25 protein-coding genes are annotated in these 25,582 nt (G+C 73.0%); 11 read left to right on the top strand and 14 right to left on the bottom strand.

The genetic code is table 11. The features are described from left to right. Positions 1-28 precede the first annotated feature (28 nt). The 6 genes from AS97_RS29610 to AS97_RS29585 all read right to left on the bottom strand — a co-directional run bounded on the left by AS97_RS29610 (position 29) and on the right by AS97_RS29585 (position 7,805). Positions 29-796, bottom strand: coding sequence for a spherulation-specific family 4 protein (locus AS97_RS29610; protein WP_125760854.1), 768 nt, complete (start codon positions 794-796; stop codon positions 29-31). After that, the gene (locus AS97_RS29605; RefSeq protein WP_059145223.1) at positions 784-1,836 is read right to left on the bottom strand and encodes an NAD-dependent epimerase/dehydratase family protein; all 1,053 of its coding nucleotides are present in this window, start codon (positions 1,834-1,836) and stop codon (positions 784-786) included. Before AS97_RS29605 ends, AS97_RS29610 begins: the two co-directional genes overlap by 13 nt. A gap of 114 nt (positions 1,837-1,950) precedes the next feature. Beyond that, positions 1,951-3,261, bottom strand: a complete 1,311-nt coding sequence (locus AS97_RS48685; RefSeq protein ID WP_282615696.1) for a hypothetical protein — start codon at positions 3,259-3,261, stop codon at positions 1,951-1,953. Beyond that, the gene (locus AS97_RS29595) at positions 3,258-5,078 is read right to left on the bottom strand and encodes a DUF3492 domain-containing protein (RefSeq protein WP_210565957.1); all 1,821 of its coding nucleotides are present in this window, start codon (positions 5,076-5,078) and stop codon (positions 3,258-3,260) included. The genes AS97_RS48685 and AS97_RS29595 overlap by 4 nt, the downstream gene beginning before the upstream one ends. 203 nt (positions 5,079-5,281) lie before the next feature. Continuing rightward, on the bottom strand, positions 5,282-6,787 hold the full coding sequence (locus AS97_RS29590; protein WP_125758486.1) for a DUF3152 domain-containing protein: 1,506 nt from the start codon (positions 6,785-6,787) through the stop codon (positions 5,282-5,284). Further along, complete coding sequence (locus AS97_RS29585; RefSeq protein ID WP_059145227.1) at positions 6,771-7,805, bottom strand: alpha/beta hydrolase; 1,035 nt, start codon at positions 7,803-7,805, stop codon at positions 6,771-6,773. Before AS97_RS29585 ends, AS97_RS29590 begins: the two co-directional genes overlap by 17 nt. 209 nt (positions 7,806-8,014) lie before the next feature. Between AS97_RS29585 and AS97_RS29580 the strand changes: the two genes are divergently transcribed. From AS97_RS29580 to AS97_RS29565, 4 genes are all read left to right on the top strand, one after another. Further along, positions 8,015-8,245, top strand: coding sequence for a hypothetical protein (locus AS97_RS29580; protein ID WP_059145228.1), 231 nt, complete (start codon positions 8,015-8,017; stop codon positions 8,243-8,245). 137 nt (positions 8,246-8,382) lie between these two features. After that, a complete protein-coding gene (locus AS97_RS29575) occupies positions 8,383-9,024 on the top strand; it encodes a TetR/AcrR family transcriptional regulator (RefSeq protein ID WP_059145229.1) in 642 nt (213 codons plus the stop codon). A 261-nt stretch (positions 9,025-9,285) separates the two neighbouring features. Further along, positions 9,286-9,513 (top strand): DUF3107 domain-containing protein, encoded by a 228-nt coding sequence (locus AS97_RS29570; RefSeq protein ID WP_059145230.1) that lies wholly within the window; start codon positions 9,286-9,288, stop codon positions 9,511-9,513. Positions 9,514-9,720: 207 nt separating this feature from the next. Further along, entirely contained in the window at positions 9,721-9,993 is a 273-nt protein-coding gene (locus AS97_RS29565) for a hypothetical protein (protein WP_059145231.1), read from the top strand. Between the two features lie 143 nt (positions 9,994-10,136). Here the strand turns inward: AS97_RS29565 and AS97_RS29560 are convergent, their stop codons facing one another. Continuing rightward, entirely contained in the window at positions 10,137-10,916 is a 780-nt protein-coding gene (locus AS97_RS29560; protein WP_236670256.1) for a ferritin-like fold-containing protein, read from the bottom strand. A 463-nt stretch (positions 10,917-11,379) separates the two neighbouring features. Between AS97_RS29560 and AS97_RS29555 the strand changes: the two genes are divergently transcribed. Together AS97_RS29555 and AS97_RS29550 are read left to right on the top strand one after the other, a co-directional pair. Further along, a complete protein-coding gene (locus AS97_RS29555; RefSeq protein WP_210565956.1) occupies positions 11,380-13,758 on the top strand; it encodes a DEAD/DEAH box helicase in 2,379 nt (792 codons plus the stop codon). A 107-nt stretch (positions 13,759-13,865) separates the two neighbouring features. Next, positions 13,866-14,732: an alpha/beta fold hydrolase gene (locus tag AS97_RS29550; protein WP_086708569.1), complete on the top strand. Its 867-nt coding sequence runs from the start codon at positions 13,866-13,868 to the stop codon at positions 14,730-14,732. A gap of 103 nt (positions 14,733-14,835) precedes the next feature. Here AS97_RS29550 and AS97_RS29545 read toward each other — a convergent pair whose 3' ends face one another. Further along, positions 14,836-15,765: an NYN domain-containing protein gene (locus tag AS97_RS29545; RefSeq protein WP_059145234.1), complete on the bottom strand. Its 930-nt coding sequence runs from the start codon at positions 15,763-15,765 to the stop codon at positions 14,836-14,838. Between the two features lie 216 nt (positions 15,766-15,981). Here AS97_RS29545 and AS97_RS29540 point away from each other — a divergent pair, with 216 nt between their 5' ends. Then, complete coding sequence (locus tag AS97_RS29540) at positions 15,982-16,134, top strand: hypothetical protein (RefSeq protein ID WP_086708585.1); 153 nt, start codon at positions 15,982-15,984, stop codon at positions 16,132-16,134. A gap of 75 nt (positions 16,135-16,209) precedes the next feature. Here AS97_RS29540 and AS97_RS29535 read toward each other — a convergent pair whose 3' ends face one another. The 4 genes from AS97_RS29535 to AS97_RS29520 form a co-directional block, all read right to left on the bottom strand. Then, the gene (locus AS97_RS29535; protein WP_014054731.1) at positions 16,210-16,815 is read right to left on the bottom strand and encodes a MarC family protein; all 606 of its coding nucleotides are present in this window, start codon (positions 16,813-16,815) and stop codon (positions 16,210-16,212) included. A 115-nt stretch (positions 16,816-16,930) separates the two neighbouring features. Beyond that, positions 16,931-17,785: a PHP domain-containing protein gene (locus AS97_RS29530; RefSeq protein ID WP_059145235.1), complete on the bottom strand. Its 855-nt coding sequence runs from the start codon at positions 17,783-17,785 to the stop codon at positions 16,931-16,933. A 198-nt stretch (positions 17,786-17,983) separates the two neighbouring features. Next, entirely contained in the window at positions 17,984-18,625 is a 642-nt protein-coding gene (locus AS97_RS29525) for a DUF6758 family protein (RefSeq protein WP_059145236.1), read from the bottom strand. A gap of 212 nt (positions 18,626-18,837) precedes the next feature. Next, a complete protein-coding gene (locus AS97_RS29520) occupies positions 18,838-19,443 on the bottom strand; it encodes a suppressor of fused domain protein (RefSeq protein ID WP_059145237.1) in 606 nt (201 codons plus the stop codon). A gap of 448 nt (positions 19,444-19,891) precedes the next feature. On the opposite strand from AS97_RS29520, the gene corA reads away from it, so the two are divergent. After that, positions 19,892-20,992, top strand: a complete 1,101-nt coding sequence (gene corA, locus AS97_RS29515; protein WP_059145238.1) for a magnesium/cobalt transporter CorA — start codon at positions 19,892-19,894, stop codon at positions 20,990-20,992. Positions 20,993-21,085: 93 nt separating this feature from the next. On the opposite strand, the gene AS97_RS29510 is transcribed toward corA, so the two are convergent. Then, on the bottom strand, positions 21,086-22,045 hold the full coding sequence (locus AS97_RS29510) for a DMT family transporter (protein WP_059145239.1): 960 nt from the start codon (positions 22,043-22,045) through the stop codon (positions 21,086-21,088). An 85-nt stretch (positions 22,046-22,130) separates the two neighbouring features. On the opposite strand from AS97_RS29510, the gene AS97_RS29505 reads away from it, so the two are divergent. Further along, complete coding sequence (locus AS97_RS29505; RefSeq protein WP_210565955.1) at positions 22,131-22,676, top strand: hypothetical protein; 546 nt, start codon at positions 22,131-22,133, stop codon at positions 22,674-22,676. Between the two features lie 130 nt (positions 22,677-22,806). Here the strand turns inward: AS97_RS29505 and AS97_RS29500 are convergent, their stop codons facing one another. Beyond that, positions 22,807-23,556 carry a hypothetical protein gene (locus AS97_RS29500; protein WP_210565954.1) on the bottom strand — a complete coding sequence of 250 codons (750 nt, stop codon included), beginning with the start codon at positions 23,554-23,556 and terminating at the stop codon, positions 22,807-22,809. Positions 23,557-23,743: 187 nt separating this feature from the next. Here AS97_RS29500 and AS97_RS29495 point away from each other — a divergent pair, with 187 nt between their 5' ends. Together AS97_RS29495 and AS97_RS29490 are read left to right on the top strand one after the other, a co-directional pair. Continuing rightward, positions 23,744-25,027 (top strand): CBS domain-containing protein, encoded by a 1,284-nt coding sequence (locus tag AS97_RS29495; protein WP_125758482.1) that lies wholly within the window; start codon positions 23,744-23,746, stop codon positions 25,025-25,027. Then, on the top strand, positions 25,017-25,532 hold the full coding sequence (locus AS97_RS29490; protein WP_059145243.1) for a DUF1003 domain-containing protein: 516 nt from the start codon (positions 25,017-25,019) through the stop codon (positions 25,530-25,532). The genes AS97_RS29495 and AS97_RS29490 overlap by 11 nt, the downstream gene beginning before the upstream one ends. The last annotated feature ends 50 nt before the right edge of the window (positions 25,533-25,582 follow it).

The raw sequence follows: 25,582 nt of genomic DNA, 5'->3' as shown, positions 1-25,582 counted from the left end.
TCTTCTCGTAACACTGCCACGCCCCATCTCATTCCATGACACGTGGTCCGAGTCGCGAGACGATTTCGTCCCAGTAGCCGGGCAGGGCCTTCCAGGGGGAATCCGTGCAGGTCCGCCCCTCAGGATGGGCCGTACGGTCGGTGAAGTAGATCGTGCCCGCGCCCTGCCAGCGGGCGATCCTCAGCGCTTCCTCGAGATGACGGCGGGGGACGCCGTGCACCTGGTGGCAGAACCGTTCGGGCGGATACCCTGCCGTCCACTCGGCCACCTGGGACCAGCGGTAGTCCGCCCACGAGCCCCGGAAGGTCACCAGCTGATCGGCGAGCTCCATATAGCCCTCATGCGGGTGGATGCCCTGGCCGAGGACCAGATACGCCCCGCCCAGCAGCGCCCGTAGCGTGGCCACCGTACGGCGGACGTCCGGCAGACCGGGGCGGTCCACCGGGCAGCGGTCCAGACAGAAGCCGTCGACCTGGTACCAGTCCAGAAAGTGGTTCGCGTCACTGATCAACTCGCCGAAGGGGCGGGTGCCGCACCGCAGATCGAGGTGGCCCAGCACCCGTACGCCCGTGGCGCGCAGCCTCGACGCCGCCGTGAGGCAGTGCGGATCCCTGCTCGTGCCGGGGCCGCGGGAGACATTGAGGACCGCCCAGTGCAGGGGCGTGCCGGGGCGGGTGAGCTCGGCCCACTCGGTGGGCGCGACCAGGGGGTGGGCGTAGCCGGGCACTCCGAAGCCCAGCCGGTCGACGGTGGCCGGGGTGTCCTGCGAGGGGCCCGCGGGGATCAGATGCGACATGCCGCCTCCATCCAGATGTCGGCGAGGGACTCCTCCAGCGGAATCCGGGAGCGCCAGCCGAGCCGGTCGCGGGCGGTGCGCACATCGGCCTGCTGCCAGCTTCCACAGCCGTCCGGATAGGGATAGGTGGTCGCGTTGCCGGAGCCTCCCGGGACGCCGCCGTGCTCGCCCGCCGCCTGGGGGTGAGCGGGCGCGTGGCCGTGCGCGGTGGCATGGGCGTGGGCCGTGCCATGGGGGTGGGCGGGCGCCGGGATATGGCCGACGGCGGCCGGGACGCGCCCCGGCGGGCCGTCGATCTCGTGCAGGGCGCCGCCGAAGCCCGCGACCCGGGCGAGCACGGAGGCCGCCTCGCGGAGCCGTACGGCGCGCCCGCTGCCGATGTTGACGACGCCCTGCGCGGCCGACAGCGAGGCCGCGTGGACCGCCCGCGCCACGTCCCGTACGTCCACGAAGTCGCGCTGCACGCCGAGGCCGCTCAGCTTGAGCTCGCTCTCCCCGGACTGCATCGCACGCCGCATCGCCTCGGCGAGCCGCCCCAGCGGCGAACCGGCCGGAGTGCCGGGCCCCACGGGCGAGAAGACCCGCAGCACCACCGCGTCAAGACCGGAGCCCAGCACCAGCTCGGTCGCGGCGAGCTTGCTCACGCCGTACGGGCCGCCGGGGCGCGGCACGGCGTCCTCGGCGGTCGACGAGCCGGGCTGCGAGGGCCCGTACTCGGCGGAGCAGCCGATCTGAACGAGGCGGGCGCCGCAACCGCTGCGGCGCAGCGACTCGCAGACGGTCGCCACGGCGACAGTGTTGTGCCGGGTGAGCTCGCGCGCCCCGCCGCGGGTCGCCCCGGCGCAGTTGATCACGACGCCGGGATGGACCGCGTTGAGGAAGCGGGTGAGCGCCCCGGGGCTGCCGTTGGAGAGGTCGAACCGCACATCGGCGTCATCGCCGCGCCCGAGCGCGGTGAGCTGGACGGCGGGGTCGGCAAGCAGGTGTTCGGCGACATAGCGGCCGAGAAATCCGCCGGATCCGAGCAACAGGACTCTCATCGGTCGCGCCTCCCCGTGCGGGCGCGCTGATCGGTCGTGTCGCAGCTCATGTGGTTGCTCCTCGGACTCATTGAGGGGGGGGAAGGACGGGGGGTGGCGGGTTCGGTGGGCGCCTTACGGGGCGCGGTTCGGGGCGGTGCTGGTGGCAGGGGCGGTACGGGCGGTACGCGCGCCGGGGCCGCCGTGGGCGGAGGCCCGGCACAGGGCGCCGAACGCGTAGATCAGCAGCGCGAGCGCGGCGGCGCCGCAGGCGGCCGCGGGGATGGCGGCCGTGCCCTGGGCGGCGGTCAGCCGTGCCACGGGCGCACCGAGCGGCGCGGCGCCCGGCAGCCGGGCGGCCGCGGCCGTCGCCAGGGCCACGGCCTGGACCGCGCAGGCCGCGGCGGTGCCCATGAGCGCGGCCCTGCGGAAGCCGTGGACGGCGAGCAGCCGGGCGAGGAACAGCAGCCCGCAGAGCGCCACGACGGCCGCCTCGGCCATCGAGGGCGGCGTGGCGACGGGAGGTGATCCGGGCACCGCGAGCCGGGCGGCGGGCGCCAGAGCCGCCAGAGCGCAGAGGAAGGCCGTCACCACGCCCGCGAACAGCGGGCGGACCCCCGCCGCGAACTCCTCCAGCCCACGGCTGACCGCCAGCCTGCGGCGCGCCCTCGCGGCGAACCAGTGGGCACACCACGCGGCGGGCGCGACGGCCAGGGCGAGGAGGACGGCGGCCTGCGTCGCGGGCGCCGCTTCGTAGGGGCGGCGTCCGTCGAGGAGCCCGGTGAGCAGCCAGTCCCCGACGGCGGCGTAGCCGAGGAGCCAGCCGGCGCCGAGGACGTAGACGATGCGGCCCCCGCGTCCGCTCCCATGAACGCGCAGGGGCCCGCGGCGCAGGCACAGCCACAGGGCGATGACCGTCAGTGCGGCGCCGCCCGCGCCCACGGCGAGGCCAACAGTGGCGTCCTTACGGATGGCATCGACGCGGAGGGCGGCGGAGGCGGTCGCCGCGCACAGGGTGCCCGGCAGCAGCCACAGCGCCCCGAGCGCCATGCGCGCCGCCGGCGCGCGCCCCGGCGCGGGGGCGGCCGGGAGCGCGGGCTCCTCGGCGCGCGGCACCCGGGCGTACAACTCCTCGGCGAGCGAGAAGACATCGCGGTGCCGGAAGCGCGCGGCGGTGCGGTCGGTCACACCGTGGGCCTCCAGCCCCGCGGCGATCTCCAGCGGATCGACGGCGCGGGCGCACAGGTCGTGGTGGTGGTGCATCAGCGCCCGCACCGGATCGGCGGGCCCCCGCCGTCCCTTCCCCTCTCCCCTCCCGGCGCCGGTGCGCGCGGATGCCTCGTCCGGCCGCCGGGAGACCGGCACCCGGACCTCGGACAGGGCGCCGAGGCCGCGGTCGGAGGAGGCCGGATCGAACCGGCCGTTCCACCGGGGAGGCGTGGTCATGCGCCCTCCTCGGACGGCCGCGGGCCCACACCCAGCGGCTCACGCGGCGGTGGGGTGGCCCAGGTGGGGGTGTGTTCCGGGGCGGAGCGGGAGGCGAGCGGGCCGGGCAACCAGTGGCCGAAGCCGTCGCCGTCGCGGCCCGCGGTCCAGCGCCCCGGGACATGGGCCTCGGCGGGGCGGGCGAACGGCAGCGGCCCGCCGCCCTCACCGACCTCCTCGCGCCGCACCGGGCAGTGCGACATCAACTCCAGATAGATCCCGCGGAAGGCCGCGACGTTCTGCTCGACGGTGAAGAGCTCCAGCGCACGGGCGCGCGCGGCGGCGCCCAGGCGCGCACGGCGCTCGGGGTCGCCCAGCATCGCCAGGCACGCGTCCGCGAGCGCCCGGGGATTGCGCGGGGGCACCACGAGGCCGGTGCCGCCGATGACCTCGCACACCGCGCCCACATCCGTGGACACCGTGGCCCGTCCGCAGAACATCGCCTCGACCAGCCCGACCGGGAACCCCTCGACCACGCTGGACAGCACCACGATGCCGCCGGCCCCATAGGCGTCGGCCAGGGTCGGCACCTCGGGGTCGCCGAGCCGCTCGAAGGAGACCGGGTTGTCACCGGCGGAGTGGGCGTCCGCCGCCTCGTCGGGGAAGAGATGCTCGGCCAGCGCCCGGCAGTGGGCCGGATAGCCGTCCGTCCCCGGGTCCTCGCCGCGCCGGGTCTCGATGATCCTCAGCCGGGCGTCCGGCTGCCACCTGCGCACCTCCGCGAAGGCGTGCAGCAGGGCGATGACGTCCTTGGAGGGCTCGATCCGACCCACCCACACCAGCGTCCGGTCATCGCCGCCGGACGGGGCCGCGCCCTGCTCGCCGACCTCCGCGAAGCGGGTGGCGTCCATGCCCGGATAGACGGTGCGCAGCCGCTCCCGCTCGGCGCCGCACCGCTCCTGCCAGCGGCGGGTATGCGTATTGCCCGGGGTGATCAGATCCGCCCGTGCGTACGCCTCGGCGGCCAGCCGGCCGTGGAACCCGGCCAACAGGGTCCGTACGGGCCCGGGGAGCGGCCGGCCGCCCGCCGCGCCGGCCGCGCCCGCCAGATAGCACTCTCGCAGCCGTACGCCGTACTCGGTGAGCAGCAGCGGTGTGCCGAAGCGGCGCTTGGCCAGCAGCCCGGGGAGCACCGCCGCGCCGCCGGTCGCGGCGTGGCACAGATCAACCCCGGACAGCCCCGGATCGCCTCCGGCGTCCTCGCCGTACCAGTCGAGCGACAGCGGGCGCAGCGCGCGCTCCAGCGCCTCGGTGACGGTCAGCAGATCGGCGACCCGCACCTGGTGGGTGCCGTGGGTCGCCCCGAGGGTGCGGCACGCCCGCTCCAGCGTCCTTACGGCCTCCTCGGAGCGGAGCGCGGCGGGCAGTCCGCCGTACTCCCCGGCGAGGTCTGCGAGGCCGTGGAGACCATTGGCGAAACGGTCCGCCTCGGCAGTGGAGCGGCCGGGCACCCCGGAGCCATGGGGCGCACCGGAACCGTAAGGCGCGCTGATCGCCGCGGCCAGCTCCCCGAAGTGCTCGGCGAACCGCCGCCGCTGCCGACGGCCGCCCCACCCGCCCCGCCGGCGCTCCGGCTCGCCCCACAGCGGCGCGGTGCGCACCAGGCCGACGTGGCGCGGCAGACCGCCCCAGCCGCCGGCCTCCTGGTCGGGGCCGCGGCTGAGCGCGTACACCTCGAACTCATGCTGGGCGAGCCCGCGCACCAGCCGGTCGCACCACACCCGCGCATCACCGATCGCATACGGATAACCACCCTCCGTAAGCAGTCCCACGCGCATGAGCGCACCCCCGATCTCCCAAACGGGCCGTCGAACTGCCGCCGTCACCGGCGGCGGCCGCCGTCAGGCAGCGGGAGCACGTTATGCGCGCAGAGCCCCGGTATGACGGACGGTTGTCCGTCGCACCACCGGAAGGGGTGAACGCACGTGACCTATCGGGAATTCAGGCGTTGCGACGCGCTATATGGGCCAGTGCGGGGCCGTCAGCCCTTGGGGAACGGCCAGGCGTTGGGCCGGCAGGTGGCGCCGTCCGTCGACAGGAACTTGGTCTGCTGCATCATCACCGGCGCCAGCGCGCCCTGCTTGGAGCAGATCTCGTGGTTGTGACCGAGACGGTGGCCGACCTCGTGGTTGATGAGCATCTGACGGTACAGGTGCATCTTGTCGTCGCCATAGGTCCTGGCGCCCTGCGCCCACCGGTAGGCATTGATCATGACGCGCTCGGTGGACGCCGAGTCGCAGGAGACGTTGTCCTCGGTGGTGTCGAGGCCGGACTTGGCACACCACACCGCCGTGGTCCCGGGACTCGCGAGGGTGATGACGAAGTCCGCGTGGCCGGACGAGACCCGCTCGAAGGTGCGAACGCCGCCGTGCGCCCAACTGCGGTCGTCGTTGAGCGTCTTGTGCACGGCCTCGGCGAACAGCTCGCCGTCGAGCGGCAGCCCCTTCTCCACATCGACGCGGTAGCGCATCACCTGGCCCCGGCCGGGAGCCTTGTCGTGCCCGCCGACGGCCTGGAAGGAGCCGGAGCCGCGGAGCTTGGCGTCGAGGGGGAAGACGGTCGCCATCTTCGCGTCGTAGGTGACGGGGGCCGGCGGGCCCGCCGAGCGGGCCGCCCCGCGGCCGTCGTCGGCGCGGGAGTCACGGGCGCCACGGGAGTCGGCGTCGCCGCGCTCCGGGCCGCCCTGGGCCTGCGTCTTACCGCCGCCGTGCGGTCCGCTCGCGACCTGTCCGGCCACCACGACGGCCAGCACCGTCGTCACGGCCGCGGCGGCGACACCGGTGAAGGTGCGCCCCTTACCGCTCTTGGTGACGCCGCGCGCCCCCTTGCCTGCGGGTCCGGTCTCGTCGTCGTCCGGTCCGCTCCCGCCATCGCCGCCGGAGCCGCCGCCGATCCCGTCGGAGGGGGTGGCCGCCCGCTGCGTGCGCTGCGGGGGGACTCCGCCCGGCGCCCCCGCGGCGAAGACGTCATCGCCGTCGCAGTCCAGGGCGTCGGGGGTGTCGAACGCCTCGACATACTCCTTGCGCGGTCCGGGCATCAGACCGGCCGCGCCGCCCGTGCCGCCCGTGGTCGGGCGCTGCGGCGGGGTCATGGTGCGCATGCCGTAAGGGGGGCGCTGGCCGCCGGGAGCGCCGGGCCCCCTGGCGCCGCCCGGACCGCCGCCGCGGCCACCGACCGCGCCCCAGCCGCCGCCCGCCTCGTGCTGCTCGGGATGCCCGCCCCTGGTGCGCGCCGCGGGGCCGCCCGCTCCGTAGGGCAGCCTCGGCACGCCCTGCGGCGGGGTCACACCGGGATCCACGGCACCCGCCCCCGCCGCGGCGCGGCGCCGTCCGGTGCCCGGTCTGTCGTCCTCCGGGGCCGCGCCGGATGCGATGTGCTCGACGAACTCGGGGCCCGAGCCGTGCCCCTGTCCGGAGCCCGCCGCCGCGGACCGGCGTTCCCGGCCCTCCTGGCTGCCACGTGCGCTGTGTTTACCCACGCGCCGCACCGCTCCCGTCCGCGCCGGACGCCGGTACGGCCCCCCGCGCCTTCCGGCTGTCCCGGTCATCTCGTTCTTCAACGCCATCGAGCAGCTCGCGCATCCCGCGCGCCACCGCTTCGGGATACTCCATCATCGCCACATGCCCGGCGTCCAACAGCGTCAGCAGACGCGAGTCGCGGAAGGTGGCGTTCGCCCGCTGCGCCATCCTTAGGGACACCAGTTGGTCGCGGCCGCCGTAGACGAGCAGCGTCGGGGCGAGCACCCGCTCGGCCTGACGCCACAGAGAGTGCTGGCCGCCCAGGGTGTACGAGTCGACGACACCGCGTGCCGAGCGGCTCAGCGCGTCCCAGAAATACGGGAGGGCGAGCCGGCGCTCGAACTCCTCGACCGCATAGGCGAAGTCCTCTCGGCTGACAAGAGACGGGTCACCGAAAGTGAGGAACATCACTTCGCGAGTACGCCGCTCCGCGTCCCAGTCCCTCGTCATGCGGGTGAACAGCCGGGTCACCCCGGGCACCGCGAGCAGGCCGGTCGGCACCGCCGTGCGCTGCGGGCGCAGCTCGGGCAGCGCGGGCGAGACAAGAGTGAGGGTGCGCACCAGATCCGGCCGCACCGCGGCGACGCGCGTGGTGATCGCGCCGCCCATCGAATTGCCGACCAGATGGACGGGCCCGCGATCCTGCGCGTCGAGATAGCGGATCACGGCACGGGCATGGCCGGTTATGGAGTAGTTGCCGTCGTCCGGCGGCGGGGAGTCACCGAAACCGGGGAGGTCGAGCGCCTCGCCCTCCACCCGTTCGGCGAGCAGCTCCATGAGCGCCGACCAGTTCTGCGAGGAGCCGCCGAGTCCGTGGACGAAGAGCGCGGGCGGCAGCCCGGAGGTGGACGGCGGACGGCAGCGCACGGTCATCGTGAGCCCCGGAAGGGAGGCGGTCCGCAGCTTCTCGCCCGCCCCGACCCGCACGGACCTCGCGGGCGGCACCGCCGCGACGATGCGGGCTTCCGGCGGCTCGATCGAAGACATGCGCCAATGTTACGAGACGATCACGCGCGCGACCGTGTGTTCACGCTCACAGACCGCGTAGCGTCCGAAAGTGACCTCTCCTAGGCTCGTAAGTCACAGGGGCAATCGCGTTGCCCCTGGGTAGTCGCCAGTGGGTAAGCCGTCAGCAGGACGCCCACCACGGGTGGCCGTCACTGGCAACCGCCACAGGGCACAGGGAAGGGGAGTACATGTCCATCGACCCAACCGACCCCGACACCTTCGAGGACTCCGTCGAGAACACCGACGAAACCGCCGTGCACGACGTCGAGGCTCCCGAGGCGGACACCGCCGAACAACATCGCGAGGTGATCGCCCGCCGCGACGAACCGCCCAGGACGGACGAGTTCGTGGAAGCCAACGAGGCCGACCGCGCGGAACAGGCCCGGGTGGTCGAGGTGGACGAGGAGGACTACCGATGACCTGCGTCATTTGTGGGCTTTTCATAGAGTCCGGTCCGTGAAATTCTCCGCACGAACCGCGCGCCGCGCTGTTACCGAAAAGTACGATGGCGGACGCGATGGACATCGTGCATAGGGATCATTCATTGGGAGGCGGCGTGACAGCCATCGAGCAGACCGAGGCGCGCCCACGGGGTACGCGCCTTCCGCGCCGAGCCCGACGTAATCAGCTCCTGGGAGCCGCTCAGGAGGTCTTCGTGGCCCAGGGCTACCACGCGGCCGCGATGGATGACATCGCCGAGCGCGCCGGGGTCAGCAAGCCGGTGCTCTACCAGCACTTCCCGGGCAAGCTGGAGCTCTATCTGGCCCTGCTCGACCAGCACTGCGAGTCCCTGCTGCACGCGGTGCGCACCGCGCTCGCCTCGACCACCGAGAACAAGCAGCGCGTCGCGGCGACCATGGAGGCGTACTTCGCCTACGTCGAGGAGGAAGGCGGCGCCTTCCGGCTCGTCTTCGAGTCCGACCTGACCAACGAGCCCGCGGTGCGCGAGCGCGTGGACCGCGTCTCGCTGCAGTGCGCCGAGGCGATCAGCGAGGTCATCGCCGAGGACACCGGGCTGTCCACGGACGAATCGATGCTGCTGGCCGTGGGCCTCGGCGGGATCTCCCAGGTGGTCGCCCGCTACTGGCTCTCCAGCGAGAGCGAGGTGCCGAGGGAGTCCGCTGTGCAGTTGCTCACCTCGCTGGCCTGGCGCGGTATCGCGGGCTTCCCGCTGCACGGGTCCGAAGGCGGCCACTGAGCGCCGTGAGCGCAGGGGCGCCCTCTCCGGTCACGCGGGCGCGGGGCCGCGAGCGCGGGAGCGCTCGGGGCCGCTGAGCGCTCAGGCCCCCTGGGCGCTCAGCGGCCGCGAGGGGCGCGAGGGAGCGCGTTCGCTGCGGCGGGTGTGTTCGCTTCTGGCGTGCGCCCGTGGCCCCCGGCGGGTGTCCCGGCACGGCTAGTGTGTGCTGGGTACAGCGCGGATGGCCGCGCTACCCCAAATGACCGTCGGAGGGACAAGGCCGTGGAGGTCAAGATCGGCGTGCAGCACGCGCCCCGCGAGATCACCTTGGAGAGCGGGCAGTCTGCCGAGGAGGTCGAGCGCCTGGTGGCCGAGGCGCTCGGCGGCAAGGCTCAGGTGCTGATCCTGGAGGACAGCCACGGCCGCAAGGTCCTGATCCCGGCCGACCGGCTCGCCTACATCGAGCTCGGTGAGCCGAGCGCCCGCAAGGTCGGTTTCGGCGCGGCCTGACGTATTCAGCCGACAGCGGCGGGGTTTGGTGGAACATTCCACCAAACCCCGCCGCTGTTTGTGCGCGCGCTCGCACGCCCCCGGCACGCCGGGCGCCACAGACCGCCCCCGTGGGCAGGGTTGCCCCCGGTCGGGCGCGGGTAGGACGGGTCCGACCGACGCGTGATCACGTGTCGGTTCCGATCCGCTTACGGGAAGGACGCGCCAATGCTGTTCTGGGAAGCGCTCGCCTCGGTACTGATCGGTCTCGTCATCGCGTACGGGGCGCTCCACCGGCTCCCCCGAAGGCTGCCCGCGCGGCGCCTCGTCCTGGCCACCGGCCCCGCCGCCGCGCTACTGGGCGCCCTGCTGACCCATACGGTGCTGGGCTCCGGGCACACGGCGCCCGTGCTGCTCGTCGCGCTCGGCTTCGCCGCTGCCCTGGTGTCGCTGCTCATCCGCCCCGCCAGGACGCGCCGCCGGCGTTCGGTCACGGCGTAGGCCCGGTCCGGCCGCCTTTCGCGGCCCCGCGAAAAGCCGGCACGGCGCCCCCGGCTACCGCCGGGAGGCGCCCCACGCACCGGACGCCGCGGGCCCTGCGGCGTGGACGCCAGGTCACAGGCGTGAAGATGCGCCGTAAGGGTCTAGGCGGCGAGCCCCAGTGCGGCCATCCGCTTGGTGTGAGCCTCGGTGATCCGTGAGAACATCCGGCCCACCTCCGCCAGGTCGAAGCCGTCCGCCAACCCGCCGACCAGCATCGTGGAGAGCGCGTCGCGGTCCGCGACCACCCGCTGGGCCTGCGACAGCGCCTCGCCCATCAGCCGCCGCGCCCACAGCGCCAGCCGCCCGCCGACCCGCGGATCGGCCTCGATCGCGGCACGCACCTTCTCGATCGCGAACGAGGCGTGGCCGGTGTCGTCGAGCACCTGGAGCACCAGATCGCGGGTGTCGGAGTCCAGCCGGGCCGCGACCTCGCGGTAGAAGTCACTGGCGATCGAGTCGCCCACGTACGCCTTGACCAGGCCCTCCAGCCAGTCGGACGGCGCGGTCTGGCGATGGAACCCGTCCAGGGCCGCCGCGAACGGCTCCATCGCCGCCGTCGGCTCCTCGCCGACCGCCGAGAGCCGGCCCCGAAGCCGCTCGAAGTGGTGGAACTCGGCGGACGCCATCTTCGCCAGCTCCGCCTTGTCCTCGATGGTGGGCGCCAGCTTGGCGTCCTCCGCCAGCCGCTCGAAGGCGGCCAGCTCGCCGTAGGCGAGGGCGCCGAGCAGATCCACCACGGCGGCCCGGTACTGCGGATCGGCGGCCGCCGTGTCCCAGTTCTGGGCGGCGATCCCGGTGGGCTCCGGGGCCTTCTCCCCGCTGCCCTCCCCCGAAGCTGCGTGGTCCCCGGCGGGCGTCTCAGGCGTGTCAGGCGTCTCCATGGAGCGCACAATAGCCCGCTCCGCGCCCCGTGGAAGGCCCTGGTCAGCCATGCCCACGGATGCCCCGCATCGGACTGCCCGGTCACAGATGCGTGCTTCCGGGGTACAGTGATAAATGCGCCCGTCGAGTATCGGCGGGTTGTTCCACGAATGCGGATGCCCGGTCGGTGGCCCGATCGGCTCCAAACCCGACCGCCCTCCGCGCGGCGCGCATCGCCTATGCGCACGGCAGGAGGGACCCGCTCGCGGCGTGAGCGCTCGAGCGAAGGCCGTGGTCCCGCGCCGAACCGGCCATCCCCAAGGCCGGTGCACCCGGGCGCCGTGCGACCCCCTTCGCCGCTTCTCGCCGCGTCTCACAGAAGAGGCAAGCATCCTGACCACTTTCCGAGAACTCGGGATCCTCCCCGAGACGGCCGAGGCCCTGGAAGCCGTCGGCATCACGTCCCCGTTCCCCATCCAGGAGATGACGCTTCCGGTTGCCCTCTCCGGCACCGACGTCATCGGCCAGGCGAAGACCGGCACCGGCAAGACGCTGGGCTTCGGCCTGCCCCTGCTGGAACGCGTTGTCGTCTCCGCGGACGTCGAGGCGGGCCGGGCCAAGCCCGAGCAGCTGACCGACGCCCCGCAGGCGCTCGTGGTCGTCCCCACCCGCGAGCTGTGCCAGCAGGTGACCAACGACCTTCTGACCGCCGGTAAGGTCCGCGCGGTCCGCGTCCTGTCGATCTACGGCGGCCGCGCCTACGAACCGCAGGTCGAGGCCCTGAAGAAGGGCGTCGACGTGATCGTCGGCACCCCGGGCCGGCTGCTGGACCTGGCGGGCCAGAAGAAGCTGCGGCTCTCCTCCGTCAAGGCGCTCGTCCTGGACGAGGCCGATGAAATGCTCGACCTGGGCTTCCTGCCCGACGTCGAGAAGATCATCCAGCTGCTGCCCGCCAGACGCCAGACGATGCTCTTCTCGGCCACCATGCCGGGCCAGGTCATCTCGCTGGCCCGGCGCTACATGTCGCAGCCCACGCACATCCGAGCCACCGCGCCGGACGACGAGGGCGCGACCGTGGCCAACATCACCCAGCATGTCTTCCGCGCCCACTCCCTGGACAAGCCGGAGGTCGTGGCGCGGGTGCTGCAGGCGGAGGGCCGCGGCCTCGCGATGATCTTCTGCCGTACGAAGCGGACCGCCGCCGATATCGCCGATCAGCTCGCGCGCCGAGGCTTCGCCTCCGGCTCGGTCCACGGCGACCTCGGCCAGGGGGCGCGCGAGCAGGCGCTGCGCGCCTTCCGCAACGGCAAGGTCGACGTGCTGGTGTGCACCGACGTCGCCGCGCGCGGCATCGACGTCGAGGGCGTCACGCATGTGATCAATTACCAGTCGCCCGAGGACGAGAAGACCTATCTGCACCGCATCGGCCGTACGGGTCGCGCGGGCGCCTCGGGTATCGCCATCACGCTCGTCGACTGGGACGACATCCCCCGCTGGCAGCTGATCAACAAGGCGCTGGACCTGGCGTTCCATGAGCCGGAGGAGACGTACTCCACCTCCGAGCACCTCTTCGAGCTGCTGAACATCCCCGAGGGCACCACCGGTGTGCTCCCGCGTGGTGAGCGCACCCGCGCGGGGCTCGCCGCCGAGGAGATCGAGGACCTGGGTGAGACCGGAGGCCGAGGTGGCCGCGGCCGCCGGGCCGCCGCCCCGGCCACGGAGGAGCGCCCCCCGCGCAACCGCCGGGTACGCCGGCGCACCCGCGGCGGTCTGTCCACGGACGGCACGGGCGCCCCGGAGGGCGCGGTGGCGGCCGAGTCCGCCGCCGACACCGCCGAGGGCGCCACCGAGCCCCGTCGGCCCCGCCGACGCCGCCGTACGCGCGGCGGTGCGGCGACGGCCCACCCCGAGGCGGCCACGGCCGCCGTCGACACGGCGGAGGCGGCCCAGCCGGAGGCGGAGCCCACCGAGGCGTCCGCGAAGCCGCGCCGCCGCCGCACCCGGGGCGGCGCCAGGACCGCCGAGGCGGCGACAGCGGCCGTCGAGACGGCCGAGGGCACCGAGGGCACCGAGGGCGCCACGCAGGAGTCCGCGAGCGCCGTCGCCGTCGAGTCGGCACAGACCGCGGTGACGACGGTGGAGGCCACGGAGGCTGCCGTAGAGGCACCCACCAAGCCGCGCCGCCGCACCCGTGCCAAGGCCGCCGAGGCGGCCCAGACCGCCGTGGAAACGGCCGAGGGCACGACGGACGCGCTGAAGGCCGTCGAGACCGTCGAGACCGTCGAGGCACAGCCGGAGGCCGTGGAGGCCCCCGCCAAGCCGCGCCGCCGCACCCGCGCCAAGGCCGCCGAGGCCGTGGAGACGGCCGAGGGCACCGCCGAGGCGGCCACGCCCCGACGTCGCACCCGCGCCGCGTCCAAGGCCGACACCGCCGACGCACAGCCGGAGACGGAGGCCGCCGAGGCCCCCGCCAAGCCGCGCCGGACCCGCGCCAAGGCCACGAAGGCCGCGGAAGCAGCTGTCGACACGGCCGAAGGCACCGCCGAGGCCACCGACGCCGCCGAAGCGGCCAAGCCGCGGCGCCGTACCCGCGCCAAGGCCGCCGAGGCCGTGGAGACGGCCGAGGGCACCGCCGAGGCGGCCACGCCCCGACGTCGCACCCGCGCCGCGTCCAAGGCCGACGCACAGCCGGAGACGGAGGCCGCCGAGGCCCCCGCCAAGCCGCGCCGGACCCGCGCCAAGGCCACGAAGGCCGACACGGCGGCACCGGCGGTGGACGAGGCCGAGGCCGCACCCGCCAAGCCCCGGCGCCGTACGCGCGCCAAGGCCGCCGAGGCCGTCGAGGCAGCGGCCGAGGGCTGATGCGCGACCGCGCCACAGCGCATGCCCAAGGGCCCGTTCCGCGACACCGCGGGGCGGGCCCCTGGGCGTTCACGTACCGTTTCCCGCGACCTGTATAGCCTCATCCCATGAGCAGGCCGCCCTTTCTCACACTGCCCGCGGGCGCCCGTGCGTACCGCCTCCGGACCGCGCGCGGGGAGTTCGCCGTCCATGACGCGCGGCCCGCTTCGGCCGCGCGCGGGACCGTCCTGCTGGTCCCGGGGTTCACCGGGAGCAAGGAGGACTTCATCGCGCTGCTGGAGCCGCTCTCCTCGGCCGGTTTCCGGGTCGTCGCCATCGACGGGCGGGGGCAGCACGAGAGTCCTGGCCCCCGTAAGGAGGCCGCGTACGCCCAGGACGAGCTGGCCCAGGACCTGCTCGCACAGGCCACCGCCCTGAGCGCGGCGACCGAGGACCCGGTCCATCTGCTCGGGCACTCGCTCGGCGGGCTGATCGCCCGGGCGGCCGTACTGCGCGACCCGGGGGCGTTCGCCTCACTGACGATCATGAGTTCCGGACCGGCGGCCATCTCCGCCCCGCAGTGCGCCCGGATCAAGCTGCTGATCGACGCGCTGACCGTGATGGACATGGAGTCCGTATGGCAGGCGATGCGCGAACTGGATCCGCCCGAGGCGGCCGACGCGGCGACACCGCCCGGGGTGGCGGAGTTCCTGCATCAGCGCTGGCTCGGGACCGTACCGGAGCAGCTGATCGTCACAGGGCGGCAGCTCTCCGATGAGCCGGACCGGGTCGATGAGCTGGCGGCGCTGCGGCTGCGTACTCATGTGCTCTCCGGTGAGTCGGACTACGCCTGGCCGGTGCCGCTGATCGACGAGATGGCCAAACGGCTGGCCGCCCGCCGGACCGTGATCGAGGGCGCCGGGCACTCCCCCAACACCGAGCGGGCCCATCCCACCGCCGACGCCCTGGTCTCCTTCTGGCGCGACGCGGGCTGAGCGAAGCGGGCTGGCCGACGTGGGCTGGCCGACCCGGGCTGGCCGACGTGGGCCGAGCGGCGCGGGGCCGAGCCAAAGGCGGCTCGGAAGCGCTCGGAAAGGCTCAGTACTGCGCCTGCAGATGTTCCCAGAAGCCGTCCCGCAGGGCGCGCCGCAGATCGGCGTGGGCACGCAGCGAGAGCCGCAGCAGCCCCTCCGCGTCGATCAGCAGCTCCTGGTCCACGGAGCCGGGCAGATACGGATGGCCCGGCAGCAGCTCCGCGAGCGTCTCGCGGCCGCGTGCGGACAGCCACTGGGCGGCGATCTGCGCCCCGACGAAGCGCACCTCGTCCCGGGTCGGGGCGGGCCCGCACAGCGGCGAGTCGCCGTTCAGCTCGTAGCCGGTGGCCCGCCGGGTGACGTACGGCTTGCAGAAGTCGAGGTCGAAGGTGCGCTGGCTGTCGACCTCCCACAGCAGCGGCTCGGCCTGGTTGCGCCCCTCGAGTGCCTCGATCCCCCACAGATGGACGCGTGCCCCGTAGCCCTGGGCCGCCTCGACGGCGGAGACCAGGTCCTCGTCGCCGCCGATCAGCACGGCGTCGCCGATGGCGCGGTGGCGGGCGAGGGATTCCAGGTCGGAGCGGATGAGCGAGTCGACGCCCTTCTGCTGGTTGTTGGCGTTGAGGTTGCCGAGCCGGACCTTGACGTCGGGCAGCTCCGCGATGCTCTGCTGCTCCGGGCTGTGGATCCGGCGCCGGGCGCCGTCGAACCAGTAGACGCGCAGCAGCCTGCTGTCCGGGAAGATCGTGCGCGCCTTGTCGATGAACGCCTCGATGAGCCCCTCTGCGTCCAGCTCGAACGCCCGGCGGTCCTCCGTGCCCTCGACGAGCCGGCCGGCGGCCGCGTAGACATACCCCGCGTCCACGAAGATCGCGTGCGTCGAGGGCGTGGTCGCGACCTCGGCGAGCACGCGTTGCAGCAGCTCGTTGGTGCGCTCGATGCCCGCGACGATCGAGGCGAGGTCTGGTTGGCCCGGAGGCATCACTTCACTCATACGCGGTTCATTCTCCGGGCGGCCGTGTGAGGGGCACAACCGGACCCCGCCCTGGCCACCAGCAGATACTTAGGCTGCGAAAAAATTTTATTAGCGTAGGGAATGTTTTCGGGGCACCCTCTCGTTGAACACGTACAGGAGGGCGCGGCAGCGAAGCTGCGCGGCTCCGTACACATCAGTTCTCCTTCAGGAGGATCAGACGAAGGGAGAAGCCACTTGCGCTTCGAGATCATGCGCCTTGACGATGTCGATGGAAGTGCCATCGAGAGCACCGTCGTAGACGCCGCCTCCGTCAACCGGATCGTGCAGCAGGCCGCCGCTATCGGCCAGCGCATCTACATCCGTCCAGCCGAGACCGCCGCCCGGTAGTGCCATAAGGCCCGCCAGCAGCACAGAGCGTCGAGCGCCCCCGTACCGCGACGGTACGGGGGCGCTTGTGGCATGTCAGGCGGTATGGGCCACCTGGAGGACCCCGTTGATGATCTGCTGGACCGCGATGGCGGAGAGCATCATCCCGGACAGCCGGGTGACCAGCACCACTCCCCCTTCCTTGATCACGCGAATGATCAGCAGCGAGTAGCGCATGGTGAGCCACAGCACGACATGCATGGCCACGATCGCGGACCACACCGCCACCTGATCGGCGAGCCCGGGCGCGTGCTGGACGGCGAGGATCACCGAGACGATCGCGCCCGGACCGGCCAGCAGCGGCATGCCGAGCGGGACGAGCGCCACATTGACGTCCTTGGTCTGGCTCGGCTCGTCGCTCTTACCGGTCAGCAGACTGAGCGCGATCAGCAGGAGCAGCAGCCCGCCCGCGATCATCAGCGCGGGGACGGAGACATGCAGGTAGTCGAGGATCTGCTGACCGCCTATGCCGAAGACGGCGATGACGCCGAAGGCGACGGCCGCGGCCTGGCCCGCCATCCTGCGCTGCACCTTGGCCGGACGGCCGGAGGTCAGCGCGAGAAAGATGGGCGTGATGCCCGGCGGGTCCATGATCACGAAAAGGGTGAGGAAGAGGGAGCCGAAGACGGCGACGTCGAACACGGTGAATGGCCTTGCGGGGACGGGCAGCGGTGCGCCGCTGATGCGGTACGGGAAACGGAGGGATGACGGAAGAAGGGAAGCCGGGAGCAGCGAGGGGACAGCGGGAGGAGCGTGCTCAGCCGCCCGCGCCCGGCACCGGGAAGGCCCCGGTCGCCCGGCGCACGATCTCCCCGTAGACCTCGGGATCGGTCGTGTACTCACCGAGCCGACAGGTCTTACGGCTGCCGTGGTAGTCGCTGGAGCCGGTGGTGAGCAGACCGACCTCGGCGGCGAGGCCGCGCAGCCGTGCGCGGGTGTCCTCGTCGTGGTCCATGTGATCGACCTCGATACCGTCGAGACCCGCCGCCGCCAGCTCGCCGATCGCGCTCTCGGGTACGCACTGGCCCCGCTTGACGGCCCGCGGATGCGCGAAGACCGCGACCCCGCCGGCGCCCTTGATCAGCCGGATCGCCTCGAAGGGGTCCGACTCGTGCTTCTCCACATGCGCCCGGCCGCCGTCGGCCAGCCAGTCCTGGGTGAAGGCGTCCGAGACGCTCGCCACGACGCCCAGCTCGACCAGCGCGGTGGCGATGTGCGGCCGTCCGACGGCCCCGTCCCCGGCGATCTCCGCCACCCGCTCCCAGGTGATCGGCACGTCCAGCTCGCGCAGCTTCGCGACCATCGCCTGGGCCCGGGGCACCCGGTCGTCACGCACCAGCTCGCGCTCGGCCGCCAGCTCGGGCTCGCCCGGGTCGAAGAGGTACGCCAGCATGTGCAGGCTCACCCCGTTCAGACGGCACGACAGCTCGGCGCCGGTGACCAGGGTCAGCCCGGAGGGCAGCGCCCGCGTCGCCTCCGCATAGCCGCCGACGGTGTCGTGGTCGGTGAGCGCGACGACGTCCAGCCCCGCGGCGGCGGCGTTGCGCACCAGCTCGGCGGGGGTGTCCGTACCGTCCGAGGCAGTGGAGTGGGTGTGCAGATCGATGCGCACGGCACGGGCTCCAAGCTGCGTTCGGGACGGACCGATGGGACGCCCCAGCATAACCACGCCTGGAGATGCCCGGGTCGGCGCCCCTTGACCTGCGCTGGAGCCGCCACCAGCGGCGCGGCTCCCGCAGCGAGGCTCCGGCGGCGCGGCTCCGGCCGCAGGGCGGCTCCCGCAGCGCGGCTCCGGCCGCAGCAGGGCGGATCAGGGCGAGAGCAGCCTCGGCGAGAGCGCCCCGCAGGGCACCAGGTCGACCTCGGCCCCCGCGTCCCGCAGATCGGTGAGCACCATCTCGTCGTACATCAGCAGCCCGGTCTGCTCGGGCCAGACGACCGCCCACAGCCACAGCCCGCACGCCTCGCCCGCGAAGACGGCGCGGTCGTCCGGGGTGCCTTCGACATGCCACAGCGGGGTGGGCCGCCCGGCGGCCAGCACCTTGACGTGTGGCGGCTTGTCGACCCGCATCCCCGGCCCCGGATCGGGCCCCGGGATGCCCGCGAAGCGCGCGCCGAGCCCGACGCCCAGCTCCTCGGCGATCAGCAGCAGCTCCCCCGGGCCGCCCAGCGGTCCCGGGCCGGAGCAGGCCACAGCGGTGGCGCGGCCGCCGCTACGGTCGTCCCCGGCGCAGGCCACACCGGTGAACAGCCAGCCCACAGGCAGCGGCCAGGGCATCCATACGGGCACCCGGGCGCGGTTGGTGACCACCACGAGCGCTTCGACGCTCGGCGGCACGACCGGCTGTTGAGGGTGCACCGTGCCGTGCACTCCGCACTGCCAGGAGTCGGCGAAGAGACCGGGTGCTCGCACCCGGCCACCGCATTTCGGGCAACTGGGTTCGCCCCTCATAGGCCCCCACGGTCCTCCCCGGTCGTCGTCGCGTCAAGGACGATCACCCGTCCGGAGGGCACTTCCCGCAGGAGTTCCCGCCCGCGCCCCGCAGCAGTTCCCGTCCGCGCCCCGCAGCAGTTCCCGCCCGGCGCCCCGCCCGGGAGGGACGGGCCGTCGTCGCCGACGTTCTCGGGGCTCCGCAGGCCCCGCGAGCGATGTCCTTACGGCCCTCAGTCCGCCAGCGGCACCCCGGATCGCACCGGGTCGCGCAGATCCGTACCGTGCCGCAGCCAGCGGTCCTGGAGGGCGCCGGCGCCGTGCACCCGCTTCCACGCCGCCTCGTTCGCGGTCATCGGCAGCATCGGCAGGAAGCGCACCGGCTCCATCGGCTCCGGCAGCTCCAAGTTCTCGACCAGGCCGCCCGGTTCGGCGACCAGGACGGAGCTGAAGGACGCCCCGGGCCACAGCGGCCCGCCCAGCTCCAGCGACGCGCCGGGGGCCACCACGACCCCCTCGACCTGAGGAGAGGCGGCCAGCACGGCGAGCGGGCGGAGCACCTCGTCGAGGATGGCCAGGTCGGTGCCGCGGCCGCCGGCCCGTACGGTCAGCACCAGCTCGGCGCGCGGCCCGCGCAGGGGGTCGGCGACGGCGGCGGTCGGGCTGGTCATCGGATGGTCCGACATACCGAGGGTGGCGTAGCGGATCACATCGCTCTCGTCCCGGAATCGCAGCACGTCAATGCGGTCCGTACCGACGAAAGTGATAGCGGCGCGGGCGTCCGGCTCGCCCAGCGCGGCGATCAACCGGGCCTCGACCAGCTGAAGAACGTCTGACATGCGGTGAGCATAGATCGCGTATCGAACGGGCAAAGCGGCGACGTAACGCTTCTGCCGACTGATAGCCTTAATCCTTGCCCAGGGAGTTACACGTCGTCCCTCACGGGGGACCGGCCGGAGGAGGTGGGGCTGCGGTGGATCCTAGTCGACCGTGCAGTACCGACAGTTCTCCCGTCGATTCCCCTTGGTATGCGACTTCATGATCTGAAGCCTTTCGTACCCCGCCCCCCGGCGGTGAAACACGCGAAGCCATCTCGCATCCAGGGCATCTGACGGTAGAGCGCCTTCGTACCGCTTTGTTCAGTTCCGTGAACTTCCGTCAGCGCCATCGCACGGAGCGCCGCCCGCTTTGCGGACGTACGGGCACCGGGTGTCGTACGTCCACCTTCCGGGCGCAGCGCTGCGCCGCGCGCCCGCCGCTGACGGCCGGCCCGTGAAGGAGCCCGTCATGTCGATGATCCGTGACCTGCGTGCAGCCGTCCGTCCCGCCCTGCGCCGGGGCCGTACCTCCAGCGACTACGACGCGACGCGTGACCCGTCGGTCACCAGCGCCGTGGTCGACTGCGGGGTCTACCGCGACGGCAAGCGGGTCAGCGACCACGTGAGCCCGGCGAAGGCCATGGAGCGGGTCCGCGAGGAGGGCGGGTTCGCCTGGATCGGGCTGCATGAGCCCACCGAGCGCGAGTTCGCGGGGATCGCCCAGGAGTTCGGGCTGCACCCGCTGGCGGTCGAGGACGCGGTGCAGGCCCATCAGCGGCCCAAGCTGGAGCGGTACGACGACACCCTCTTCACCGTCTTCAAGACCATCCACTACGTCGAGCACGCCGAACTCACCTCGACCAGCGAGGTGGTGGAGACCGGTGAGGTGATGTGCTTCACCGGCCGGAACTTCATCGTGACCGTGCGGCACGGCGGCCAGGGCTCGCTGCGCGCCCTGCGCCACCGGCTCCAGCAGGACCCTGAGCTGCTCGCCAAGGGCCCCTCCGCGGTGCTGCACGCCATCGCCGACCAGGTCGTCGACGGCTATCTCGCGGTCGCCGACGCGGTCCAGGACGACATCGACGAGGTCGAGATCGATGTCTTCTCGGCCGCGACCTCCCGGCGGGGCGGCGACGCGGGGCGGATCTACCAGCTCAAGCGCGAGGTCCTGGAGTTCAAGCGGGCCGTCTCGCCGCTGCTGCGGCCGATGCAGCTGCTGAGCGAACGGCCGATGCGGCTGGTGGACCCGGACATCCAGACCTACTTCCGGGATGTCGCGGACCATCTGGCGCGGGTCAGCGAGCAGGTGCTGGCCTTCGACGACCTGCTGAACTCGATCCTCCAGGCCAATCTGGCGCAGGCCACGGTCGCGCAGAACGAGGACATGCGGAAGATCACGTCCTGGGCGGCGATCTTCGCCGTGCCGACGATGATCGCCGGGATCTACGGCATGAACTTCGACTACATGCCGGAGCTGCGCTGGAAGTTCGGCTACCCGACCGTGCTCGTCGTCACGGTGGGCATCTGCTTCGCGATCCACCGCGGCTTCAAGCGCAACGGCTGGCTGTAGGGACACCGGCCGGCCGCACGGCCGGACCGCGAGCGGAGGGGCCGGACCGCGAGCGGACGGTCCCTTATCGGCCGAGCCCGTCCGAGGGGGCCTTCATCGGCCTGGGCGTGGCTTCCTGCCGTCCGCCATGATGACCAGCGCGAGCCCGCCGAGGATCACCGCGAGCGCCGGGTAGGCGGCCACGGGCGGCATCTGTCCGAGCCACAGGGCCGCGATCAGGGCCGCCCCCGGTGTCTCCAGCAGGATCGCGGTCGAGGTGATGGAGGGGCCGAGGCCCTTGACCACCCGGTTGATGAGGGTGTGCCCCAGCAGTTGCGCGGTGACCGTCAGCACGGCGAGCTGCAGCCAGGTGGTGCCGCTGTAGCCGCCGAGCCGTGCGCCCGCCACCAGGCAGGTCAGCAGCAGGAGCACGCTGGTGGTGGCGTAGCAGACATAGGCGTACGCGGTGGTGCTCACCGAACGGCGCACCTCCGCCCCGAGCAGCACATACCCGGCCGCCGCCACCCCGCCCAGCAGCGCGAGCGCGTCGCCCAGCAGGGCGCGCGGGGAAGCGGACAGATCGACACCGGTGAGGATCACCACACCGAGGATCGCCAGCCCCATGCCCAGCCAGGCGAGCGTGGGCAGGCGGTGGCCGCGCAGCCGCAGCAGCAGCGCCGTCCAGATGGGGGTCGTGGTCACCAGCGCGGTCGAGGAGGCCACGGAGGTCATGTGCAGGCTCGGCAGCCAGGCCCCGAAGTGCACCGCGAGCAGCGCCCCCGCCCCGACCGACAGCAGCGCCGCCCGGCGGCCCATCCCGCGCAGCTCGCCCCGGTGGCGCCACAGCGCGAACGGGGTGAGCGCGCCCACCGCCATGGCGTTGCGCCAGAAGGCGATGGCGAGCGCGGGCGCCACCGTCGCGGCGGCCAGCGGCGCGGAGAGCGAGACACCGGCGATGGCGACCGTAAGGAGCGCGATGTCGACGGGAACGCCAACCCGGGGACGGCCGCCGTCACCGGGTGCGGCGGGGGCGGTGGTGTGGGCTGGGGTGCGCGCGGCACGGGCGGTGGGCACGGCGTCAGCGTAAGGCGCATGAGCAGGCGACGAAACTGACATTTCACAGGCTGGGACGGGTGCCCGACTGGCCTAGGCTGTCGGCATGACGCAGACGCCGATGGACCGTGCCCTTGTCGAGGAGGCGGCCAAGAAGTCCGCCCTCATCTGGGTCCAGGGCACCGAGGGCGCCCCGCGCGCCCTGTGGCACATCTGGCACGAGGGCGCGGTCTGCCTCGTCGGTGACGGGCCCCAGGAACAGCCCCTCCAGGGCCTCGGACTGGCCGACGGCGGAAGCGCCATGGTGACCGTGCGCAGCAAGGACAAGGGCGGACGTCTGGTCGGCTGGCCCGCGCGGGTGGTCGAGCTGGCCCCGGGCGGCGAGGCGTGGACGGCGGTGGTCGACGAGCTCAAGGGCAAGCGGCTGAACGCGCCGGATGCCGACCACATCGCGGAGCGCTGGGCGCGTGAATGCCGGGTGCTGCGGCTGGAGCCCGCGCCCGGAGCGCTCGCCGAACACCCCACCGGCTCCCTGGCGGCGACCCCGCTGCCGTCCCCGGCGACCACCCGCCGGCCGATCCCGGCGGCGCTCCCGAAGCTCCTCGCCCGCCGCAAGAAGCGCGCCCGTGGCGCCCGTAAGGACGCGTCGTAGCTTCTGACGCCGGGTAAGGCCGCGTCCTGGCTCCGACGCCCGTCAGGCCGCGGTCCGGCCCTGAAGCCCGCCGTAAGGACGCGCCCTGGCTTCAAGGGCGCGCCCTCGCCGCCCATACGGACGCTCGCGACTACGGCGCCTCCGGGATCTGCTGCCCGTAGTCGAGCACATGGCCCCTCTCCGGGGCGGCGAGCTCGAAGCCCTTGTTCCAGTCCGCGAGCTGGATCACGCCCGCGCCGCCCGCCCGCTGCAGCCGCAGCGGATAGGGCCGGCCCTTCAGGGAGACATCGAGCGATCCGCCCTCGCCGGCCTTGCCCGCGCTGATGCGGATCGTCCGTACGCCGTCCACCTGCCCGTGGTCGCCCGTGGCGACCTTGCCGTGCAGGCCGAGCAACCCGTCCAGCAGCAGCTTCATATCGGTGAAACCGCTGAGCCGCTGGTAGGAGGGGTCGCCGGAGGGGACCTTCACATACTTGTCGTCCAGCTTCCCGGCCGCGTCGGCCGCGCCGCTGTGTCCCTCGTCCCCGCCGTCGTGGGACCAGAAGCCCGCGTCGGCCTTGAGGTAGAGCTCCTTGCCGACGCGCAGCAGCTCGAAGCTGGAGCCCTTGGTGGAGACCTGGCCGGTGCCGCCGTCGGCCTTGAGCCGCATGTTCAGCTTGTAGGTGGCTCCCTGGGTGACGAGCGTGCCGGAGAGCCGCACCGAACTCGCGCCGGCGACCGCCTGACGGACCTTGCTCTCGATCTTCGTGGCGGGGAGCTTTCCCACGCCGTTCGTCCCCGCGTCGGGGTCCTGTTCCCCACCGCCGCCGCCACACGCGGCGAGCGTGGCGGCCAACCCCGCGCACATCGCCGCAACGACAGCCCTGTTCCGGGTGCGCACGTCCGCTCTGCCTCCTGATGCCGGTGCAGTAGGGCAGCGTACCGGTGCCGTCCCGCGGTGTCCGCAGGATGCCGTACCGCCCCCGCCCGGCGGCAGGGCAGGTGCGGGCACGTTAGCCTGAACCCGGTGAAGAGCGGATCATTACCTTGAATGACCACAAAGACCCATATACGAGGGGAGGCAGGGCATGCCGGCAGGCGCCCCCCGGGTCTTCGTCTCGCATCTCGCGGGCGTCGCCGTCTTCGACCCGAACGGCGACCAGGTGGGGCGGGTGCGCGATGTCGTGGCGATGCTGCGGCTGGCCGGCCGCCCGCCGCGGGTGCTCGGCCTGGTGGTCGAGGTGGTCGGCCGCCGCCGGATCTTCCTGCCCATGACGCGGGTGACCGGTGTGGAGTCCGGTCAGGTCATCACCACCGGCGTGCTCAACATGCGCCGCTTCGAACAGCGCCCCACCGAGACCCTGGTCCTCGGCGAACTGCTCGACCGCACGGTGCGGGTGGTCGAGACCGGCGAGCCGGTGACGGTCCTCGACGTGGCGATGACCCAGTTGCCCGCGCGCCGGGAGTGGGAGGTCGACAAGGTCTTCGTACGCCGCGGCAAGACCGGCGCGCTGCGCCGCCGCGGCGAGGCGCTGACCGTGGACTGGTCGGCGGTCACCGGCTTCTCGCTGGAGGAGCAGGGCCAGGGCGCGGAGAACCTGCTGGCCACCTTCGAGCAGCTGCGCCCCGCCGACCTGGCCAATGTGCTGCACCACCTGTCCGCCAAGCGCCGGGGCGAGGTGGCGGCGGCCCTGGACGACGAGCGGCTCGCGGACGTCCTGGAGGAGCTGCCCGGCGACGACCAGGTGGAGATCCTCGGCAAGCTCAAGGAGGAGCGCGCGGCCGACGTCCTGGAGGCCATGGACCCCGATGACGCGGCCGATCTGCTCTCCGAGCTCCCCGAACCCGACAAGGAGCGGCTGCTGGACCTGATGCGCCCACGCGACGCGGCGGACATGCGGCGGCTGATGTCGTACGAGGAGGGGTCGGCGGGCGGCCTGATGACGACCGAGCCGATCGTGCTGCGCCCGGACGCCACCATCGCGGACGCGCTCGCCCGGGTGCGCAATCAGGACCTGACGCCCGCGCTCGCCGCCCAGGTCTATGTGTGCCGCCCGCCCGACCAGACGCCCACCGGCCGCTATCTGGGCATCATCCACTTCCAACGGCTGCTGCGCGACCCGCCGTTCACCCTCGTGGGGGCGTCCGTCGACACCGATCTGCCGACGCTGCCGCCGGACACCCCGCTGCCCGTCATCGCCGGCCATCTGGCCACCTACAACCTGCTCGCGGCGCCCGTCGTGGACGAGACCGGCTCCCTGCTCGGCGCCGTGACGGTCGACGACGTGCTGGACCATCTGCTGCCGTCCGACTGGCGGGAGCGCGAGCTGTACGCCGGGGTGGCCCTGCCGGAGGCCGCCGATGGACGGTGAGGGCATCCGGCTGGACCGGCCCAAGGCGCGGCGCCGCAGCCCGCTGCCGCGCTGGGACCCCGAGGCGTTCGGCAAGGCGTCGGAGCGGATCGCGCGCTTCCTGGGCACCGGGCGGTTCATCGCCTGGATGACCGCCTTCGTCGCCTCATGGCTGGCCTGGAACATCCTGGCGCCGCCGCGGCTGCGGTTCGACCCGTTCCCGTTCATCTTCCTGACGCTGATGCTCTCGCTCCAGGCGTCGTACTCCGCCCCGCTGATCCTGCTGGCCCAGTACCGCCAGGCCGACCGCGACCGCGTCAATCTCGAACAGGACCGCAAGCAGAACGAGAGGTCGATCGCCGACACCGAGTTTCTCACCAGGGAGATCGCGGCGCTGCGGACGGGCCTGGGCGAGGTCGCCACCCGCGACTGGCTCCGCGACCAGCTGGAGGACCTGCGCCGGGAGCCGGACGGCGGACGGAGCGCCCCGCGGCCCGGCGTCCACGGCGAACCCCCGGCCGAGTGAGGAACGCGACCGACGGCCATCCCGCGTCCCGCCCGCGGCGCCGTACCATC

Origin of the sequence: Streptomyces sp. AgN23, from assembly GCF_001598115.1 — a bacterium.
Taxonomy (GTDB): Bacteria; Actinomycetota; Actinomycetes; order Streptomycetales; family Streptomycetaceae; genus Streptomyces; species Streptomyces antimycoticus.
The sequence above is the reverse complement of the archived record's forward strand: the minus strand, read 5'-3'. Positions and strand labels throughout refer to the sequence as shown.